This is a genomic window from Pseudomonas sp. C8002 (genome assembly GCF_013385765.1).
Classification (GTDB): domain Bacteria; phylum Pseudomonadota; class Gammaproteobacteria; order Pseudomonadales; family Pseudomonadaceae; genus Aquipseudomonas.
The window spans coordinates 51,750-71,106 of sequence record NZ_JACAPJ010000039.1; the positions used below are offsets into that span (position 1 = coordinate 51,750).

General features: G+C 60.8%; 18 protein-coding genes. 4 read left to right on the top strand and 14 right to left on the bottom strand.

Annotated elements, in window-relative coordinates:
• The first annotated feature begins 82 nt into the window (after positions 1 to 82).
• Positions 83 to 1,489 carry a cytosine permease gene (locus tag HX814_RS29330; protein ID WP_087694308.1) on the top strand — a complete coding sequence of 469 codons (1,407 nt, stop codon included), beginning with the start codon at positions 83 to 85 and terminating at the stop codon, positions 1,487 to 1,489.
• 183 nt (positions 1,490 to 1,672) lie between these two features.
• Here HX814_RS29330 and HX814_RS29335 read toward each other — a convergent pair whose 3' ends face one another.
• From HX814_RS29335 to ribBA, 5 genes are all read right to left on the bottom strand, one after another.
• On the bottom strand, positions 1,673 to 2,827 hold the full coding sequence (locus HX814_RS29335; protein WP_087694307.1) for an ABC transporter ATP-binding protein: 1,155 nt from the start codon (positions 2,825 to 2,827) through the stop codon (positions 1,673 to 1,675).
• Positions 2,828 to 2,844: 17 nt separating this feature from the next.
• The gene (locus HX814_RS29340; protein ID WP_177009358.1) at positions 2,845 to 3,654 is read right to left on the bottom strand and encodes an ABC transporter permease; all 810 of its coding nucleotides are present in this window, start codon (positions 3,652 to 3,654) and stop codon (positions 2,845 to 2,847) included.
• A gap of 6 nt (positions 3,655 to 3,660) precedes the next feature.
• Positions 3,661 to 4,578 (bottom strand): ABC transporter permease, encoded by a 918-nt coding sequence (locus HX814_RS29345; RefSeq protein WP_168197505.1) that lies wholly within the window; start codon positions 4,576 to 4,578, stop codon positions 3,661 to 3,663.
• Positions 4,575 to 5,600 (bottom strand): ABC transporter substrate-binding protein, encoded by a 1,026-nt coding sequence (locus tag HX814_RS29350; RefSeq protein WP_087694314.1) that lies wholly within the window; start codon positions 5,598 to 5,600, stop codon positions 4,575 to 4,577. Before HX814_RS29350 ends, HX814_RS29345 begins: the two co-directional genes overlap by 4 nt.
• Before the next feature lie 228 nt (positions 5,601 to 5,828).
• The gene (gene ribBA / locus HX814_RS29355; RefSeq protein ID WP_087694304.1) at positions 5,829 to 6,938 is read right to left on the bottom strand and encodes a bifunctional 3,4-dihydroxy-2-butanone-4-phosphate synthase/GTP cyclohydrolase II; all 1,110 of its coding nucleotides are present in this window, start codon (positions 6,936 to 6,938) and stop codon (positions 5,829 to 5,831) included.
• Between the two features lie 68 nt (positions 6,939 to 7,006).
• On the opposite strand from ribBA, the gene HX814_RS29360 reads away from it, so the two are divergent.
• Positions 7,007 to 7,300 carry a DUF1330 domain-containing protein gene (locus HX814_RS29360; protein ID WP_087694313.1) on the top strand — a complete coding sequence of 98 codons (294 nt, stop codon included), beginning with the start codon at positions 7,007 to 7,009 and terminating at the stop codon, positions 7,298 to 7,300.
• A 47-nt stretch (positions 7,301 to 7,347) separates the two neighbouring features.
• On the opposite strand, the gene HX814_RS29365 is transcribed toward HX814_RS29360, so the two are convergent.
• From HX814_RS29365 to HX814_RS29395, 7 genes are read right to left on the bottom strand one after another with little or no spacing between them, the layout of a single operon-like run.
• Positions 7,348 to 7,911: an NUDIX hydrolase gene (locus tag HX814_RS29365; protein ID WP_087694303.1), complete on the bottom strand. Its 564-nt coding sequence runs from the start codon at positions 7,909 to 7,911 to the stop codon at positions 7,348 to 7,350.
• 2 nt (positions 7,912 to 7,913) lie between these two features.
• The gene (locus tag HX814_RS29370) at positions 7,914 to 8,666 is read right to left on the bottom strand and encodes a GntR family transcriptional regulator (protein ID WP_087694302.1); all 753 of its coding nucleotides are present in this window, start codon (positions 8,664 to 8,666) and stop codon (positions 7,914 to 7,916) included.
• A gap of 23 nt (positions 8,667 to 8,689) precedes the next feature.
• The gene (locus HX814_RS29375; RefSeq protein WP_087694301.1) at positions 8,690 to 9,079 is read right to left on the bottom strand and encodes a carboxymuconolactone decarboxylase family protein; all 390 of its coding nucleotides are present in this window, start codon (positions 9,077 to 9,079) and stop codon (positions 8,690 to 8,692) included.
• Between the two features lie 11 nt (positions 9,080 to 9,090).
• Positions 9,091 to 9,576, bottom strand: a complete 486-nt coding sequence (locus tag HX814_RS29380; RefSeq protein WP_010567340.1) for a flavin reductase family protein — start codon at positions 9,574 to 9,576, stop codon at positions 9,091 to 9,093.
• Positions 9,577 to 9,588: 12 nt separating this feature from the next.
• Complete coding sequence (locus HX814_RS29385) at positions 9,589 to 11,070, bottom strand: aldehyde dehydrogenase (RefSeq protein ID WP_087694300.1); 1,482 nt, start codon at positions 11,068 to 11,070, stop codon at positions 9,589 to 9,591.
• Positions 11,067 to 11,900 (bottom strand): alpha/beta fold hydrolase, encoded by an 834-nt coding sequence (locus tag HX814_RS29390; protein WP_102368700.1) that lies wholly within the window; start codon positions 11,898 to 11,900, stop codon positions 11,067 to 11,069. The genes HX814_RS29385 and HX814_RS29390 overlap by 4 nt, the downstream gene beginning before the upstream one ends.
• 42 nt (positions 11,901 to 11,942) lie before the next feature.
• Positions 11,943 to 12,533: an amino acid synthesis family protein gene (locus tag HX814_RS29395; RefSeq protein ID WP_087694298.1), complete on the bottom strand. Its 591-nt coding sequence runs from the start codon at positions 12,531 to 12,533 to the stop codon at positions 11,943 to 11,945.
• Positions 12,534 to 12,811: 278 nt separating this feature from the next.
• Between HX814_RS29395 and katG the strand changes: the two genes are divergently transcribed.
• A complete protein-coding gene (katG, locus tag HX814_RS29400) occupies positions 12,812 to 15,082 on the top strand; it encodes a catalase/peroxidase HPI (protein ID WP_177009357.1) in 2,271 nt (756 codons plus the stop codon).
• A 44-nt stretch (positions 15,083 to 15,126) separates the two neighbouring features.
• Here katG and HX814_RS29405 read toward each other — a convergent pair whose 3' ends face one another.
• The gene (locus HX814_RS29405) at positions 15,127 to 16,887 is read right to left on the bottom strand and encodes an EAL domain-containing protein (protein ID WP_177009356.1); all 1,761 of its coding nucleotides are present in this window, start codon (positions 16,885 to 16,887) and stop codon (positions 15,127 to 15,129) included.
• Between the two features lie 216 nt (positions 16,888 to 17,103).
• A complete protein-coding gene (locus tag HX814_RS29410) occupies positions 17,104 to 17,943 on the bottom strand; it encodes an EcsC family protein (RefSeq protein ID WP_177009355.1) in 840 nt (279 codons plus the stop codon).
• Positions 17,944 to 18,106: 163 nt separating this feature from the next.
• Between HX814_RS29410 and HX814_RS29415 the strand changes: the two genes are divergently transcribed.
• Entirely contained in the window at positions 18,107 to 19,234 is a 1,128-nt protein-coding gene (locus tag HX814_RS29415; RefSeq protein WP_177009354.1) for an alpha/beta hydrolase, read from the top strand.
• Positions 19,235 to 19,357: the final 123 nt, after the last annotated feature.

Genomic DNA, 19,357 nt, shown 5'->3' on the forward strand with positions numbered 1-19,357 from the left:
GTGTTCGTATGGGGGTGACCAGAGAGCTCCCCCGGTTTGGCGTCAAACAACTATAAGATCAGACAAACGCGAGTTCATTTCCATGCCCCAGATGTCCCGGCAAGATCCCCTGATCGAGAATCACACGGTCGATTACGTCCCCCTCGCGGAGCGCCATGGAAAGGCCCGCGACCTGTTCACCCTATGGTTCAGCACCAACATTGCACCGCTGCCCATCGTCACCGGCGCTATGGTGACTCAGGTGTTCCATCTCAACCTAGTGTGGGGGCTGCTGGCGATTGCCCTCGGGCACATGCTCGGCGGTATTGTCATTGCCCTCGCGTCGGCCCAGGGCCCGCGCATGGGCATCCCGCAGATGGTGCAGAGCCGGGGTCAGTTCGGGCGCTACGGAGCGCTGCTGATCGTTTTCTTCGCGGCCCTGATCTACATTGGCTTTTTCATCTCCAACATTGTGCTGGCGGGCAAGTCCATCGTCGGCATCGTGCCGTCGGTACCGGTGCCGGCCAGCATCCTGATCGGCGCGCTCAGCGCCACGGCCATTGGCGTGATCGGCTATCGCTTTATCCATACCCTGAACCGCATCGGCACCTGGGTGATGGGCAGCGCATTGCTGGCGGGTTTCCTCTACATTTTTTCCCACGACCTGCCGGCAGACTTCCTCACCCGTGGCGGCTTCAATCCGGCCGGCTGGCTGGCGACGGTGTCGTTGGGAGTGATCTGGCAGATCAGCTTCTCCCCCTATACCAGCGATTATTCGCGCTACCTGCCGGCTGATATCGGCATCACCCGACCCTTTGTCGCCACCTACCTGGGGGCCACTCTCGGCACCATTTTGTCGTTCTCCTTTGGCTTGGTCGCCGCCCTGGCGACACCCGAAGGCACTGAGGCGATGGTCGCGGTCAAGCAAGCCACCGGCTGGCTGGGGTCGATCCTGATGGTGCTGTTTCTGCTCAATATCATCAGCCACAACGCCCTGAATCTGTATGGTGCGGTGCTGTCGATCATCACCTCGATCCAGACCTTCGCCAGCCAGTGGACACCCGGCATCAAAGTGCGTGTGGTGCTGTCCAGCGTGGTGCTGGCCGGATGCTGCGTGGTGGCATTGGGCGCGTCGGCGGACTTCATCTCGCAATTTATCGGCCTGATCCTTGCGCTGCTATTGGTGCTGGTGCCGTGGGCGTCGATCAACCTGATCGATTTCTACATCATCAAGCGTGGCGCCTATGACATTGCGTCGATCTTTCAGGCGGACGGCGGGGTTTACGGACGCTTTAACCTGCATGCGATCGTGGCGTATTTCATCGGCATCATCGTGCAACTGCCGTTTGCCAATACGTCGCTGTACGTGGGGCCATGGGCCAATCTGGTAGAGGGCGCAGACCTGTCGTGGCTGGTGGGGTTGGTGGTGACGTGTCCGCTGTATTACTGCCTGGCGACGCGCGAGCATAGCCGGAAGATGAGGACGGTAAAGTTGGGCTATACCGACTGATCATCGAATGAACTGAAATGCCCGGCCAATGCCGGGCATTTTTTTATCTGCAGTTAAGGCCTGCCGATGCAGCCGTATCCTTGTAGCAAGCTGGCTTGATGATCAATGACATCCGGCCAGGTCCATTGTTAGCAGGCAAAAAAAGGCCGCCACAACCCGACGTTGTGGCGGCCCAAGGGTGACTCAATGGGCGCCGGCGGCCTTGTTCAGATCGCTTTCAGCCCATGCGGTATAGACGCAAGCATCCGCCGTGGCCCAGCGCACGCGCACCGGGTCGCCGGCCTTGAGTGGCATGCCCGCAGCAGACAACGCCTTGACTGTCATCGAGGTGCCGCCAAGGGTTTTCACGGTGCAGGTCTGGCTTTCGCCGAGGAACAGCACCTCGCCTACAATCGCTGACACCTCATTCCAACCCGCCGCCAATGCCTGCTCGGTAGCTTGCTCGACACTCAGCGCCAAGGCTTTTTCCGGGCGTACCATCAACAGCACCTCCTGCTCGGTTTGCAAGCCGCTGGTCAGGCGGATCGACAGCGATTGGCCTTCAAACGATGCCACCGCATTCCCCTGCGCCTTGAGCTTGAGGAAGTTGGAGTTACCGAGGAACGAGGCTACAAACGCATTTGGCGGGTTCTGGTACAGGTCGTAGCCACTGCCCAGGCCGACAATCTTGCCGTGGCTGAAAATCGCGATGCGCTGGGACAGGCGCATGGCTTCTTCCTGGTCGTGGGTTACGTAGACGATGGTGATGCCCAGGCGCCGATGTAATTGGCGCAGTTCGTCCTGCAGGTCTTCACGCAGTTTTTTGTCGAGGGCGCCGAGGGGTTCGTCCATCAGCAGGATGCGCGGCTCGTACACCAGCGCCCGCGCGATGGCGACGCGTTGCTGCTGGCCGCCGGAGAGTTGCGAAGGGCGGCGATGGGCAAATTGCTCAAGCTGCACCAGCTTGAGCATGGCGTCGACGCGCTTCTCGCGCTCGGCGCTGGCCAGTTTGCGAATCGCCAGGGGGAAGGCGATGTTGTCGCGCACCGACAAATGCGGGAACAGCGAGTAACGTTGGAACACCATGCCGATGTCGCGTTTGTGCGGCGGCACATTGACCAGGGATTGGCCGCTCACCAGGATCTCGCCGCTGCTTGGCGTTTCAAAGCCTGCGAGCATCGACAGGGTGGTGCTTTTGCCAGAGCCGCTGGAGCCGAGGAAGGTCAGGAATTCGCCGTCCTTGATGTCCAGCGAGATGTTATCCACGGCGGCAAATTCACCGTAGTACTTGTTCAGGTTGCGCAAGCTGACCAGGGGTTGGCCATGGTTTTGCGCGGTATCTTGGATCACTGCACTCATGTCTTGCTCCTGGGCGCTCAAGCGCGGGTTTCTGTGCGCCGGCGAAGGGCGGCGGCGATGACCATGACGAGCACCGAGAGGCCGATCAGCAACGTCGAGGCGACGGCAATCACAGGCGTCAGGTCCTGGCGCAGGGTGGTCCACATTTTTACGGGAAGGGTTTGCAGGGTCGGGCTGGCCATCATCACGCTGAGCACCACTTCGTCCCATGAGACGAGAAAGGCGAACAACGCGCCGGCCACCATTCCCGGGCGAATCGCCGGGAATGTCACCATGAATACGGCCTGCAGGCGCGATGCGCCGCAGATCACCGCCGCATCTTCAATCGATTGGTCGAACAGCTTGAGCGAGTTGATGATCGAGATAATGGTGAACGGCAGCGCGACAATCACATGGCTCACTACAAAGGCGAACATCGTGCCGGTATAGCCGAGCTTGAGGAACAGTGCGTACACCGCCACCGCGATGATCACCAACGGCACGATCATCGGCAGGGTGAACAGGCCGTAGAGCAACTCGCGGCCAGGAAATCGCCCACGCACCAGGGCAAATGCGGTGGGCAGGCCCAGCGCCACGGCGAACACGGTGGTCAGTACCGCAACCTTGAGGCTCGCTACCGCCGCGTTCATCCAGTCGGCATTGGAGAAGAACTGGCCGTACCATTTCAGCGTCCAGCCCGGTGGCGGGAACACCAGCCATTGGGACGAGCCGAACGACAGCAACACGATGAACACGATCGGCAACAGCAAGAACAGGCCAATCATGCCGGTGGTGGTGTAGAGGCCCAGGCGCATCCTGCGGCTCATGGCATTGGAAGTCAGGAGCATGACGGCTTACCTCGCGTTGCTGGCGCCAACCGGGGATTCCGGCTGAAGCTTCAGGTAGAAGTAGAACAGCACCAGCGTGATAAAGATCAGCAATGCGGCGCCGGCACTCGCCAGGCCCCAGTTGAGGAACGACTGCACCTGCTGGATGATGAACTCAGGCAGCATCATGTTCTGCGCGCCGCCGAGCAGCGCCGGGGTGACGTAGTAACCGAGGGACATCACAAACACCATCAAGCCGCCGGAAAACAACCCCGGTCGGCACAGCGGCAGGAACACCCGGAAGAAGTTGGTCCAAGGGCTGGCACCGCAGATGGAGCCGGCCTGCAGGATCATCGGGTCGATGGCCTGCATGGTTGCCTGCAATGGCAGCACAATGAACGGGATCATGATGTAGCTCATACCGATCACCACACCGGTCAGGTTGTGCACCATCTCCAGCGGCTGGTCGATGATGCCCATCGCCATCAGTGCCTTGTTGATCACCCCGGAGGCTTGCAGCAATACCAGCCATGAATAGGTGCGGGCGAGCAGGCTGGTCCACATCGACAGCAGCACGATGTTCAGGATCCAGCGCCCCCAGCCGCGTGGTACCAGGGTAATCACCCAGGCCAGCGGGAAGCCCAGCAACAGGCTGAACAGGGTCACCAGGCCGGCCACCGAAAAGGTATTGAGCAGTACCCGGGCGTATGCCGAGTTAGCGAACAGTTGCTCATAGTTGCCAAGGCCCGGTACGGGCTCCAGCACGCCGCGCAGCAACAGGCCGATCAGCGGCGCGAGGAAGAACAGGCCGAGGAACAGCAGCGCCGGGATCAGGTTGCTCGACCCCCGCCAGCGCTGCGCCAGGGATGGCGCACCTGGTTTGCAGGAAACTGCGCCAGCAACGCCGAGGGCGCTCCCGGTCGGCGTGGTTGCCGTCATTTTCATTTGACTAGCCATTCATTCCACCGTGTCGCAATGGCCGGACCGTTCTTGGCCCAGTAGGCGAAATCGAGGGTGATCTGGTCCTTGGCATACGCCGTCGGCAGGTTGGGCGCCAGCACTGAGTCCAGGCGCTGCACACTGTCGATGTTCACCGGTGCATAAGCGGTCAGGTTAGAGAAGTCGGCCTGGCCCTTGGCGCTGCTGGCACTGGCCAGGAACTTCATCGCCGCGCCTTTGTTTTTGCTGCCTTTAGGCACGACCAGGATGTCCGCCATCACCAGATTCTGTTTCCAGCTTACGCCTACGGGTGCGCCATCTTCCTGCAGGGCATGAATGCGGCCGTTCCAGAACTGACCCATGCTGACTTCGCCCGAGGCCAGCAGTTGCTGGGACTGTGCGCCGCCGCCCCACCAGACGATGTCTTTCTTGATGGTGTCGAGTTTCTTGAAGGCGCGGTCCAGGTCCAGGGGGTAGAGCTTGTCGGCGGGAACGCCGTCAGCCAGCAGCGCCAGTTCGAGCACGCCAGGGCTTGGCCATTTGTAGAGGGCACGTTTGCCGGGGTAGGTTTTGGTGTCGAACAGCGCGGCCCAGTCCTGTGGCTTGCCAGCGCCGAGCTTGCCCTCGTTGTAGCCGAGTACGAAGGAGAAGAAAAACGAGCCGACGCCATGGTCGGAGACAAACCGCGGGTCGATCTTGTCGCGCTGGATCACCGAAAAATCCAGGGGTTCGAGCAGCCCTTCAGCGGCGGCGCGCAAGGCGAAGTCAGCCTCCACGTCTACCACGTCCCACTGCACGTTGCCGCTCTCGACCATGGCCTTGAGCTTGCCATAGTCGGTGGGACCGTCCTGCACCACAGTGATCCCGCTGGCCTTGCTGAAAGGATCGGCCCACGCCTGCTTTTGCGCATCCTGGGTGCTACCGCCCCAGCTCACGAAATTGACGCTTTCGGCCGCCAGGGCCGCGTGAGTGGCCGTGGCCAGCAAACCCGCGAACAGCATCGCGGTTGCACGTTTGTTCAACACCATTTTCACGCCCTCATTTGTTTTGTTATTGAGCGGGCCTGGTAATGCCCGCCTATCGGGAGCAGTAGGTCTCTCGAAGCCGCTATTGCGAAGCCTCAAAAGTCGACCGTACCAAGGCTTGTTACTGGCGCTATCCCTGGCATGCGCACTTGGCAAAAGTACTCGGTCGATGGAATATCATATTATGGTATTCCAAGCTTTGTGCAAGCACTTTGCCTTACCGGTTATCCGTCATTCGGTGAACGGAATGCTTTCCACCACCTCCAGGTCGTAGCCTGTCAGCCCGGCGTATTTCAGCGGAGGGCCAAGGTGGCGCAGCTTGCAGACGCCAAGGTCCTGCAATATCTGCGCGCCGGTGCCGACTTCCGAATAGATCCGCGACTGCGAACGGCTGAACTGGCGCGGCGTCTGGGTCAACTGCGGGACGCGTTCGAGCAGGGCCTGGGAGGATTCATGATTGGCCAGCACCACCACCACGCCGCTGCCTTCTGCGGCGACGCGTTGCAGGGCGGCCCATAAGGTCCAGTTGGAGGGGCCGCTATACTCGGCGCCCACCAGGTCGCGCAGCGGGTCGATCACGTGCACGCGCACCAGGGCGGGCGTGTCGCGGTGTAACTGCCCCATGACCATCGCCATGTGCACGCCGCCATCAATGCGGTCCTCAAAGGTGATCAGGCGGAACGTGCCGTGCACTGTGGGCAGGTCGCGCTCGCCGATGCGCACTACGGTGCGCTCGGTACTGAGGCGGTAGTGGATCAGATCGGCGATGGTGCCGATCTTGATCCCATGCTTGTGCGCGAACACCTCAAGGTCAGGGCGACGTGCCATGGTGCCGTCATCGTTCATCACTTCGACGATCACCGAGGCTGGTGTGTGCCCGGCCAGGCGCGCCAGGTCGCAACCGGCTTCGGTGTGCCCGGCGCGCGTCAAAACGCCGCCATCCTTGGCGCGCAACGGGAAAATATGCCCCGGTTGCACGATGTCGGCCGGCCCCGCATCGGCATTCACGGCCGCGGCCACCGTGCGCGCCCGGTCGGCGGCGGAGATGCCGGTAGTCACGCCGGTGGCGGCTTCGATGGACACGGTAAACGCGGTGCTGAACACGCTGCCATTGCTCGGCACCATCTGCTGCAGGCCGAGGCGCTGGCAGTGTTCGTCGGTGAGGGTCAGGCAAATCAGGCCACGCGCTTCCCGGGCCATGAAGCTGATAGTCTCGGCGGTGCAGCACACCGCGGGCAGCAACAGGTCGCCTTCGTTCTCCCGATCCTCGTCGTCCACCAGGAGCACCATTTTGCCTTGGCGGTAGTCTTCGATGATGTCTGCGATGTTGTTGAAAGACATGGTGGCTGCTCGATTTATTGGTTGTATGTATTATGGTATACCACAAAACCAAGCAAGAGGATGTCACGATGAAGGCTTACTGGATTGCCCATGTAAATGTGTCCGATGCAGAGCAGTACACGCAGTACACCCAGCGCGCGCCTGCGGCCTTCGCGAAGTTTGGCGGGCGCTTCCTGGCCAGGGGCGGGCGCAGCGCCGCGATGGAAGGCGGGCCTGCCAGGCAACGTAATGTGGTGATCGAGTTCGACAGCTACGAGCAGGCGCTGGCCTGTTATGAGTCTGCGGAGTATCAGGAGGCAAAGGCGCGTCGTGAAGGGGCGGGCGAGGCGCAGATCATCATCGTGGAAGGGCTGGTGCCTTAGGGGTATCAGGCATACATCACATTTTTGATCCGTGTCGGGTCTGACGATCAGCGGATGAAGTGAATCTTGCCGCTGTCGTCGTTACCGATGTAGATGCCATACACCCCAGCCTGGCGTTCCTCGATATAACGCTCGAGGATCTGCCGGATCGCCGGGTAGTAGATGCTGTCCCAGGGAATGTCCTCGGGCGCGAAGAACTTGTAGTCGAGGGTCTCCGGCCCGAACTGGCCGGTGATCTGCAGCGCGATGGCGCGGAAGATGATGTACACCTCGCTGATCTTCGGCACGCTGAAAATCGAGTAGGGCGAGAGGATCTCCGCGCGTACGCCGCTTTCTTCCCAGACTTCGCGTAGTGCGGCCTGTTCAGTGGTTTCGCCACCTTCCATGAAGCCGGCCGGCAGCGTCCAGGTGCCAGGACGCGGCGGGATGGCCCGCTGGCAAAGCAGATATTTGCCGTCCTGCTCGATGATGCAGCCGGCGATAATCTTCGGGTTGATGTAGTGGATGTAGCCGCAGCCCCGGCACATCAGGCGCTCATGGGTATCACCCGGTGGCAGCTGGTGACCGAGGTCACTGCTGCCACATGTCGGGCAAAAACTGGGGCTGGGCATGGTCAGTGACCTATGCGCGGTTCTTTGAGGGCGATGGGCAGTGTGATCTCGGGGATCTTGCCGGTCTCTTCCTGCTTGCGCTTGAGGTAATCCAGGGCCACGGCGGCGGCGGCGCGCACGTGGTCGACACAGGCCTGGTGGGCGGCGAGCGGGTCGCCGCTCTTGATCGCCTGGACCATACGCTCCATTTCCTGGTTGCTGGTACCGCGACGGTTTTCCTGGGATACCGAGGTCGCGCGCAAGTAGCTGATACGTGCCTGCAACTGACGCAGTTGGGTGGCCGCCACGTGGTTGCCGGAGCCTTCGAGCAACACGTCGTAGAATCCTTGTACCGAATCAATGACCTGTTGCAGCTCACCGTCCTTGAGGGCCTTGCGGTTTTCCTCGAGGGCTTTTTCCAGTGCCTTGATGTCCTTGGCCTTGGCGCGCAGGGTGAACAACTGCACGATCAAGCCTTCGAGCACGCAACGCAGTTCATAGATGTCGACGGCATCGGCCAGGGTGATGATCGCCACTTGCGGGCCCTTGGCATCGGCGAACTCCACCAGGCCTTCGGACTCCAGGTGACGCAAGGCTTCGCGCACCGAGGTGCGGCTGACGCCGAGGCGGTCGCAAAGGTCGCGTTCCACCAGGCGGTCACCCGGCAGCAGTTGGAAGTTCATGATGGCGCTGCGCAGTTTTGCCAGCACGATTTCGCGCAGGGTGACCGGGTTGTGATTGACCTTGAAGCTGTCGTCGAGTGGCAGGCGTTTCATGGGGGCTGCTCTGAATGTTGCGGTTAACTGGAGGCCTCGGCGTCGGTTTCGGCGAAGGCTTCACGGGCCAGTCGGAAACTGTCCACGGCGGCGGGAACCCCGCAATAAATGCCGACCTGAAGCAGAATTTCGCGTATTTGTTCACGACTCAGCCCGTTACGCAAGGCGCCGCGCACGTGCAGCTTGAGTTCATGGGGCCGATTGAGGGCCGAAATCATCGCCAAGTTTATCATGCTGCGTTCTTTAAGCGACAAACCCTCACGGCCCCACACATGGCCCCAGCAGTATTCGGTGACCATCTCCTGCAGGGGGCGAGTGAAGTCGTCGGCGTTCTCGATCGAACGTTGCACATAGGCTTCGCCCAGCACTTGCGTACGGATTTTCAGGCCCCGTTGGTACTTGTCGTCGCTCATCAATCAGCTCCTCAGGCCAGGGTGGGCAGCGGGCCCAGCTTGCCCTTGTGGTAGATCATCGGTGTGACCGGTTGCTCGGGCAGGATCAGGTTTTTCACCGCTCCGACGATGATCGCGTGATCGCCACCGTCGTATTCGCGCCACAACTCGCACTCGATGATCGCCGTTGCCTTGGCCAGCAGCGGATTGCCCAGTTCGCTCAAGTGCCACTCGATGCCCTTGGCCTTTTCCTTGCCCTTGCTGGCAAAGGCATAGGCTTCGGCGGTCTGGTCGGCGGACAGCAAATGAATCGCAAAGCGCTTGCTGTCGCGCAGGATCGGATAGGTGTCCGATGCATAGTTGGGGCAGAACAGGACCAGTGCCGGGTCGATCGACAGCGCACTGAATGCGCTGGCGGTGATGCCGACGATGCCGCCATCCGGGTCGAGGGTAGTGACGACCGTCACCCCGGACGGGAATGAACTCATGACGTCTTTGTAAATGCCGGGTTCGATCATGGTCGGGGTCTCTTAACGCATCACAAAAGGATCAGGCATGGGCGCCTGGGAAAGGTTGATCCACACCGTCTTCAGCTCGGTGTAAGCCAGTACCGAATCGATGCCACTTTCACGTCCATAGCCGCTGTTCTTGAAGCCGCCAATGGGCGCCATGGCCGAGACGGCGCGGTAGGTGTTGACCCAGATAATCCCCGAACGCACGTCGCGGGCCAGGCGGTGGGCACGACCGAGGTCGCGGGTCCAGATGCCGGCGGCGAGGCCGAACTGAGAGTCGTTGGCGATGGCCAGGGCTTCGGCTTCGTCCTTGAAACGGATGACCGAGGCCACCGGGCCGAACACTTCTTCCTGCATGATCTTCATCGAGTTGCGGTCGCACTCGAACAGGGTCGGCTCATAGAACCAGCCTTCGCCCAGGTTCTGCGGACGCTTGCCACCGGTACGCAGGCGCGCACCTTCAGCGATGGCATCCGCCACCAGGCCTTCGACCACGGCCAGTTGCTGTGCGGTGGCCATGGGGCCCATTTCACTGGCGTCGTCCTGCGGGTTGCCGATGCGAATGCGTTTGGCGCGCTCTACCAGGCGCTCGACGAATTCGTCGTAGATTTCATCCTGCACCAGCAGGCGCGAGCCAGACACACAGCTTTGCCCCGACGCCGCGTATATCCCGGCAATCGCACCATTGATGGCGCTGTCGAGGTCGGCATCGGCAAAGATGATGTTCGGTGACTTGCCGCCCAGTTCCAGCGACAGCTTGGCGAAGTTCTCGGCGCTGCTGCGTACTACGTGCCGCGCCGTGGCTGCGCCGCCGGTAAAGGCGATCTTGCGCACCAAAGGGTGGCGGGTGAGGGCGGCGCCGGTGCTTGGGCCGTAGCCAGTCACCACATTGACCACGCCCGGCGGAATGCCAGCCTCCAGGGCCAGGCGCGCCAGTTCGAGGATGGTCGCCGAGGCGTGCTCCGACGGTTTGATCACGATGGTATTACCCGCTGCCAGGGCCGGCGCGAGTTTGATCGCGGTCAAGTACAGCGGGCTGTTCCATGGAATGATCGCGGCCACCACGCCCATGGCTTCGTGCACGGTGTAGGCGAAGAGGTCCGGCTTGTCCAGCGGCAGGGTGCCGCCCTCAAGCTTGTCGGCCAGGCCTGCCGTGTAATGGAAGAACTCCGGCAGGTAACTGACCTGACCGCGTGTCTCGCGGATCAGCTTGCCATTGTCGCGGCTTTCGAGCTGTGCCAGTTGTTCCTTGTTTTCGGCAATCAAATCTCCCAGGCGGCGCAGCAGTTTGCCCCGCGCGGTAGCGGTGAGGCCACGCCAGGCCGGGCTGTCGAAGGCGCTTTGCGCGGCCTGCACGGCGCGCTCCACATCCGTCTCGTCGGCGTCGGGCAGTTGCGCCCAGGGTTCGGCCAGGGCCGGGTTGAGGCTGTCGAAAGTCTTGCCGGACAGAGCATCGACCCATTCACCGCCGATGCACATCTGGAAGCGTGCGAGTGTCATGCAACGATCCCCTTTATTGGATTTTTTTGGGTGTACACCGTGTCAAGAAAGCCCAGCAGCAGTTGGTTGACCAGCCGCGGCGATTCCACTGGCATCATATGCCGTTGCTCGGCCAGCACTGCAACCGTCGCACCGGGAATGCGATCGGCCAGTTGCCGGGCCATCTCCGGGGTCGAGCCCGGGTCGAGTTCACCGGTGGCGACCAGGGTCGGCGCGCGCAAACCCTTGAGGTCGTCGGCGCGGTACATGTCCTGGGTCGCGAACAGCTCGTACGTGGTGAGGTAGCCCTGGGGGTCGTTGCCCGCCAGGGTTTCACGCAGCGCAGCGATCTGCGCCGGGTTGGCTGCCTGGTACTCGCGGCTGAACCAGCGTGACAGCGCGGCTTCGGCATTCGCATCCGGGCCATGCTCGGCGGCCTGGGCAGTGCGTGCGATCACCCCGGCACGCTGTTCGGCGCTGCGGTTGAACACACTGTTGAGCACCACCAGGCCTTGCAGGCGTTCGGGGTAATGCAAGGCAAACGCCCGCGCAACCAGGCCGCCCATGGAAAACCCGATCACCGTTGCCTGAGGCAGTTGCAGGTGGTCGAGCAGTTCCAGCAACTGGTCGGCATACCCCAGCAGCGGGGTGCCGGCAGCCGGGCGCGGGCTGGCGCCATGGCCCAGCATGTCATAGGTGATCACGCGATAATTCGTGGCCAGGCCAACGACTTGCCCGCCCCACATTTCTTTATTCAGGCCCACGCCGTGGATCAAAACCACAGGCTGGCCTTGGCCGGTCGCCAGATAACTGGTGCCAGCCGGGGTGCGATCAGCGGTGAGCTGAATCATGGAGCGCTCCTGCATGTTTTTTGTTTGGGTGACCGGTCTTGCTTACTGGGCTTTCTCGGCTGCCAGCTCTTCCAGGTCGATGTAACGGTTGCCGATGCGTGGGTGCAGGCGGCCGCCGTCGGCGCACCCAAGGACCACCACGATCTCGTCGGCACGCGGGGAATCTTCTATCTGCATTTCCAAGGTGATGTAGTGCGAGCGCAGCCCTTCGTCATCCTTGTGCATCATCGGGATTTGAATCGATGTGCCCGGGCCACCGCGCTTGTTGGTAAAACTCAGGTAGCTCTTGGCCTTGACCGCTTCGCGGTAGTGGTTGCCAAAGCGCAGGGTATGGATGATTGCCGAGGCGTGTTCGATTTCACCGTCGGCACCGACCACGGCGGCCTTGCCATAGGCTTCGATATTGTCTGCACCACCGATAATGCCAATCAGGCGCTCCACCATCAGTGCGCCGAGATCCGAGCAGTTGGCACGGATTTCCGGTTTCAGGTCTTCGACAAAACCGCGACCCAGCCACGGGTTTTTCAGGACGACAGCCAGGCCCACCATAGTCACTGGCGTGTCGGAGGCCTTGCCGCCTTCAATAAAGGTTTCTTCTACATAGCTGACGATCTTGCGGATTTCAAAACTCATGGCTGCTCCACCTGGGTGCTGATTGGTTTGTGTATGATGGTATACCATAATACCGCAAGCGCAAGAGCTGCAAGCAAACTGAAGATGGGTTCGCGCGATAAAAGGTCGAGCGGATGGCTTTTTCTGGTCTTGAGATCCCAGTGGCTCTTATGCAGGGCGGGGCCCCAGGACGGCTTTCAATCCCAAGAACAGGTCTATCAGGGGATAACGTTGCAGCTATTAGAGTTTTCTGCGAACGAGGCTAATCTTTGAAAACGTCACTAAAAGGTGTGCCAAGCATGTCAACTGAATCGAAATGCCCTTTCAACCACGCTGCGGGTGGCGGCACCACGAACCGAGACTGGTGGCCCCAGCAACTGAACCTGAAGATCCTGCATCAGCATTCCTCCCTCAGCGACCCCATGGGTCAGGGCTTCGATTACGCCAAGGCGTTCAAGAGCCTTGACTTCGAAGCGGTCAAGCAGGATTTGCGCGATGTCATGACGCAATCCCAGGACTGGTGGCCTGCGGACTTTGGCCATTACGGCCCGCTGTTCATTCGCATGGCCTGGCACAGCGCCGGGACCTACCGTACCGCCGACGGTCGCGGCGGTGCCGGTTCCGGTCAGCAGCGCTTTGCACCGCTCAACAGCTGGCCTGACAACGTCAGCCTGGATAAGGCCCGTCGCCTGATCTGGCCGGTCAAGCAAAAGTACGGCCGGCGGATTTCCTGGGCCGATTTGATCGTACTCACCGGTAACGTCGCGCTGGAGTCCATGGGGTTCAAGACCTTCGGGTTCTCCGGCGGTCGCCCGGATGTCTGGGAGCCGGACGAGGACGTTTACTGGGGCGCCGAGACCACGTGGCTGGGGGGAGAAGAGCGTTACGGCGTGCAAAAGAAAATGCAGCAGCCGGGTGATGGTCCGTTGGTGGCTGAACCGCAGAACCATGGCAACGAAGAAAGCCGCACCGGAGGCGGTGAGCGCAACCTGGAAAATCCCCTCGCCGCTGTGCAGATGGGCTTGATCTACGTGAACCCGGAAGGGCCTGAAGGTGTTCCGGATCCGGTCGCCTCGGCGAAGGATATCCGTGAAACCTTCGGTCGCATGGCGATGAATGACGAAGAGACCGTAGCCCTGATCGCCGGCGGTCACGCCTTCGGCAAGACCCACGGCGCAGGTCCGGCGGATAACGTCGGCCCGGAACCGGAAGCGGCTGGCCTGGAAGAGCAGGGGCTGGGCTGGAAAAACAGCTTCGGCAGCGGCAAGGGCGGTGACACCATCACCAGCGGGCTGGAGGTGACCTGGACTTCGACGCCGACAAGATGGAGCAATGAGTACCTCGAAAACCTCTTCGGCTTTGAATGGGAACTGACCAGGAGCCCGGCGGGCGCCCATCAGTGGACACCGAAGAACGGTGCCGGCGCCGGCAAGGTTCCGGATGCCCATGATGCCGGCAGGCGGCATGCGCCGAGCATGCTGACCTCGGACCTGGCGCTGCGTTTCGATCCGGCGTACGAACAAATCTCCCGACGTTTCCTGGCCAACCCGGACCAACTGGCAGACGCCTTTGCCCGTGCCTGGTTCAAACTTACCCACCGCGACATGGGCCCGCTTGCGCGTTATCTCGGCCCGGAAACCCCCGCGGAAGAGTTGCTGTGGCAGGACCCGATTCCTGCGGTCGATCATCCACTGGTGGATGAGCAGGATGTGGCGGCGCTCAAGCAGAAGATTCTCGCCGCGGGGCTGACGGTCTCGCAGCTGGTTTCGACGGCATGGGCAGCGGCGTCCACCTTCCGCGGCTCCGATAAACGCGGAGGAGCCAATGGCGGGCGCCTGCGCCTGGCTCCGCAGAAGGACTGGGCGGTCAACCAGCCTGAGCAACTGTCGGGCGTACTGAAGCGTCTCGAAGCTATTCAGGGCGACTTCAATGCCGCACAGACGGGAGGCAAAAAGATTTCCCTGGCCGATCTGATCGTGCTGGCGGGCAGCGTGGGAGTTGAGTTGGCGGCAAAAAATGCCGGCCGCCAGACCACGGCGCCTTTCACGGCAGGGCGCACGGATGCTTCCCAAGAGCAGACGGATGTCGAGTCGTTCGGTTTCCTTGAACCGGTCGCCGATGGCTTTCGCAACTACCAGAAGGGGCACTACAAGGTGTCGGCCGAAGCGTTGCTGATCGACAAGGCGCAACTGCTGACATTGACCGCACCCGAAATGACGGTGCTGTTGGGCGGACTGCGGGTCTTGGGTATCAATGTCGGGGAAAGCAAGCACGGGGTGTTCACCGAGCGCCCGGGAACCCTGACCAATGACTTCTTCAGGAACCTGCTGGACATGGGCGTTGAATGGAAGCCAGTCACCGGCAGCCACGATACCTTTGAGGCGCATGACCGCAAGACCGGTGCCGTCAAGTGGACTGGCACCCGGGTCGACCTGGTGTTCGGTTCGCATGCCCAGTTGAGGGCGCTGTCCGAAGTCTATGGCAGCGCCGACGCCGAGGAGAAGTTCGTCGAGGACTTCGTGGCGGCCTGGACCAAGGTGATGAACCTGGATCGCTTTGAACTGGCCTGACACTGGCGCCTGACGTTTACAGGCCCACGCTGTGGGCCTGTTCGCTAGCGGCCTTGGCTTATCCAGGTTTCCAGGTCCGTTGCGGTCATGGGCTTTGCTATCAGGTAGCCCTGCGCTTCGGAACATCCCCACTGTATCAAGAGGTCGAGGATTTCCTGGTTTTCTACGCCTTCGGCAACGACTCGGTAGCCGAGCCCTTTCGCCAGGCCTATCAGGGTTTTAACCAACTGCTTGTCATTTTGATTGCTGCCCAGCCCGCTGATCAATGATTGATCCAGCTTGACGGTAGTGGCCGGCAGTTCCTTCAGGTACGCCCAGTTACTGTAGCCCGTGCCGAAATCATCAACCGCGACCTCTATGCCAATCTGCCGAACGCGCTGCAGTTGCCGGATGACTTCCTCAGGGTTGGTCATCAACATGCTTTCGGTAAACTCAAGTTCAAAGTCGGCAGGGTCAAGGTCATGCCGGTGAAGCTCATGAATCATCGCGTCCACGAACTCGGAGCTTTCCAGATCGCTGACGGTAATGTTCATCGCTATTCGCAGGCGCACGCCTTGTGCTTTCCAGGCTGCAGCTTGCCGGATGATTGCCTTGAGCACCCATAATCCAACGGACGGTATCAACGCGGTTTTTTCGGCCAGGGGGATGAACTCGGCAGGGCTGATGGGGCCAAGCAACGGATGGTTCCAGCGTAGCAATGCCTCTACCGAATCACAGCTTCCCGAGGGCAGTTTGATTTTGGGCTGATACACCAGGCTGAACTGTTTGTCGCAGCTGACCGCTTCCGGCAACGAACTCAGCAACATGAACGCGCGTTGTTGAGCCGCATCAAACTGGGGTTCATAAAGAGACCATCCCAGCTTGCGGTCACGCGCCTCATCTGCCGCACTCACCAGCAGGCGCAGCCAGTCTTGCTGGCCGGAGTGGTGAAGGGGCAGCACGCCAATCCCGACTTGCATGAGGATGGGGATGCCGTGGCATTCAACAGGCTTTTTGAAGTCCTTGAGAATACTTTCGCAGATGTGCTCGGTGGTTTGATTCTCCTCTAGGATGAAGCCAAACCGCGTCGGGCTGATTTTGTAAAGCAGGCACTGCGCGGGTAACAGGTTTTGCAGGCGAGATTTGATCGCCAGAACCAGGTCTCCGGCAAAGCTGTAGCCCAGGGCCTTTACAATATCGTTGAGAAACTTTGGCGAGATAATGTCAACTGCGTACACATGGCACGCGTTTTCAAGCTTAAGCGCTTGACGTATATCTTCCTCAAGCCTGAGTCGATTGAATAGCCCCGTGGGTTGGTCTACGAAGTTGCGGGACCGCATGCCCTGTATGCGCATCATGACCAGCTCGGCAAAGTCGTTGAGCATTGCACTGTCACGCTCGCTCATGGGAGGGCGGGGGACAGTATCAATGATGCAGAGACTTCCCAGGGTAAAGCCATCCTCCGTGATCAATGGCGCGCCCGCGTAATAACGAATATGCGGCGGCCCCGTGACCAGGGGATTGTCTTTGAAGCGGGCATCCAGCGTTGCGTCCGACACCTCCAGCAGGGCGTTGTCCAGGGTAGAGTAGGCGCAAAAAGACACTTCTCGCGGTGTCTGCGTTTCTGTAATTCCCACGCGTGCCCTGAACCATTGCCGGTGTTTATCGACAATTGAAATCAGTGCGATGGGGGCGTTGTAATAGGCAGACGCCATCTCGACGATCTTTTCAAATACATCATCACTATCGCTGTCGGTTGGACAAAATTTCGCGACCTCTTTTAGCCGTTCAATTTCATTCGGCGGAATAGGAGCGCCTTCGCCCATGACAATCCTCAAAGTGGTTATGTTCGTACAACAAGGTATCAGACAGTGCCATCATTATGATGTTGTTTTTCTATTCATCAGATAGCTCAAGGGTATGGCGTCCGGGTGATCTCTTCCTGCGTATCTCCCTAATTCTTGCGCCCTGCGGATGAATGTACGCGCGGGGCAGCGAAGTGGATGCACGGCATTAAAAATTTTTCCGGCATTTCCGCGCTTCTAGTTCACCCGTGGCGCCGCCTTGATGGCCATGTACGCATCCTTGATGGGCTCAAAACCATATTTCTCTTCCAGCCGTTTAACGATGAAGTGCCCCCGCGCCATGTCCTGGTAGAAGTGGGTGAACAGTGCATTGATTGTCGCCCCGGTAAAGGCGCCCATCACGGGAACGGCCTGGGCTGCGAACTTGCTGGAAATGGTAAAGCCAAAACGTGTCGCGACTTTATCGATGAGGATCGCCAGCCATTTCCCGGCTTGGCCCGGGGACAAGCTGCTGATGGCCTTGGAGCCCTGCTTGGCGGCGATCCCCGCCAGTTCCTTGGACAGTTGTTGCATGGCCTGGGTGGTGAAGCTGCGGGTCATGTAGTAACCGGTCTCCGTTGCATCGTCGGCCTGGCTGGTGCCACCCATGGCAAACACCTCGATGCAGGCTTGTTTGGTCGAAAAGTCGCCCAGGTCGAAACCCTCGCTGCGCGCCACGTCGGCGACCGCGCGCATCATGATGGTGGTGGAGATCGGCAGCTCGATAAACAGCGCCGCGAAACCGAAGGCCCCGCCGATGGCGCCCGAGGTGGCCGCAAAAGCCTTGTGCAGCCGGGTCGAGGCCGGTTTTCTCGGACTGTTGTCCAGGCTTTTCAGCGCCGCGCCGGCGGATGAATGCAGCGCTGCCGCCACCGCGCCATTGATCCGTTTGGAAACCACCCCCGGCAATGCCTTTACCGCGCTTTCAATCGGGGAGCCGATCATGCCGGACAGCCTGGCCGTCAGGGAGGGTGACTCCAGCAAACCGACGGCCCGCTTGAGATCCTGATAGTCCTCGGGATTGTCTCTGATGCTCACAGGCGTCTCCTTGAAATTTTTCCGGCTTTGATAAAACAAAGACCCGCGAAGAGGGCCATCGTGCCGTCACGCTTTACCCATTCTTTACCTGCGCGGGTGCTGCGTTCGCCGGCGGGTCGGTTAGGCTGCCAGTTACCTTGAACTGAACGGCGGTGTGAATCGAATGAACCTTCAACCTCGGTACTGGCTGGCGGTGAGCGCCCTGGTGGGCAGCCTGGGATTGATTGCGGGGTGTGCGGGCGATCCGCCAAACCCGCGGGCCGAATTCAGCGAGCGGGTCAACAAGGAACTGAGCACCGCGTATCAACCGTCCCATTATGAAACGTCCGGCTGGGGCGCGACCTGGCAGCTCGATAAGCAACCGGTGAACGTTGCGTGGCTGGCACCGGTGACCCATGAGCGCCTGCCGCTGATTATCTACTTGCCGGGTTTGGGTGAGCCGGCCTCGGGCGGGGTGGCGTGGCGCAAGGCTTGGGCGCAGGCCGGTTATGCGGTGTTGTCGGTTCAGGAGCCCGCCCATGATCAGTCGATCTTTGCCTCGCAGCAGGCGTTATATGGCGACTTTCGCGGGATGGCGAGCAGTCATTACTCCGCCGCCGCCCTGCGTGACAGGCTGTCGACCTTGCAGAAAGTCCTGAGCGAAGTTCGGGCACGGGCCGCCAAAGGCGACGCGCAACTGGCGGCCATCGACTGGAACCAGGTGGTGGTGGCCGGCTTTGATTTTGGCGCGCAGACCGCTGAGGCACTCGCCGGGGCGTTGGAGCCCGGGGCCACCCCGGGTGTCGGGCTTCAACCCAAGGCGGTGTTGCTGCTCAGCCCTTATGTGGACGCCGATGCCCGGCCGGACGTGTTTGCCCGGATAACGGCGCCCGTGCTGTCGATGACCGGCCAGCAGGATGAAGACCCGTTCAACTGGGTCAGCTCTTACCGTCAGCGAGAGGTGTTGGGCGAGTCGGTGACAGCGGCGGGCAGTGTTCAGCTGGAGTTGAACAGTGCGACGCACAAGACCTTGTCCGGGAGCGAGCTGTTCAGCCGGCCGGCGAAAAGGGCCGACAAGGGCAGTGCTTCGTCTGGCGACGCGCCCAAGGGGCGGGGGCACAAGCACGGCGCCAAACCTGGCGGCGGCGGCCCGATGGCGGGCGAACCGGCGCCGGACCCCAAGCAGGTGGCCGCGATTCAGGCCATGGGTGTGGCGTTCCTGGATAGCCGGGTCAAACACAATCCCGCCGCCACCGAATGGTTGCAACAGGGCGCGTCAACCTGGCTGGGTGAGGCGGGACGGTTGAAATAATGGCGGCGGGCTTCCCCCCGCCAAGCGTGATGTATAAGTTTCTCAAACGTCATCAACCATCTTTTTCCGGCGTGATACGCTAGCCTTACTTTTGAATTGGCACTGGTCGTTCCCGCGTATACG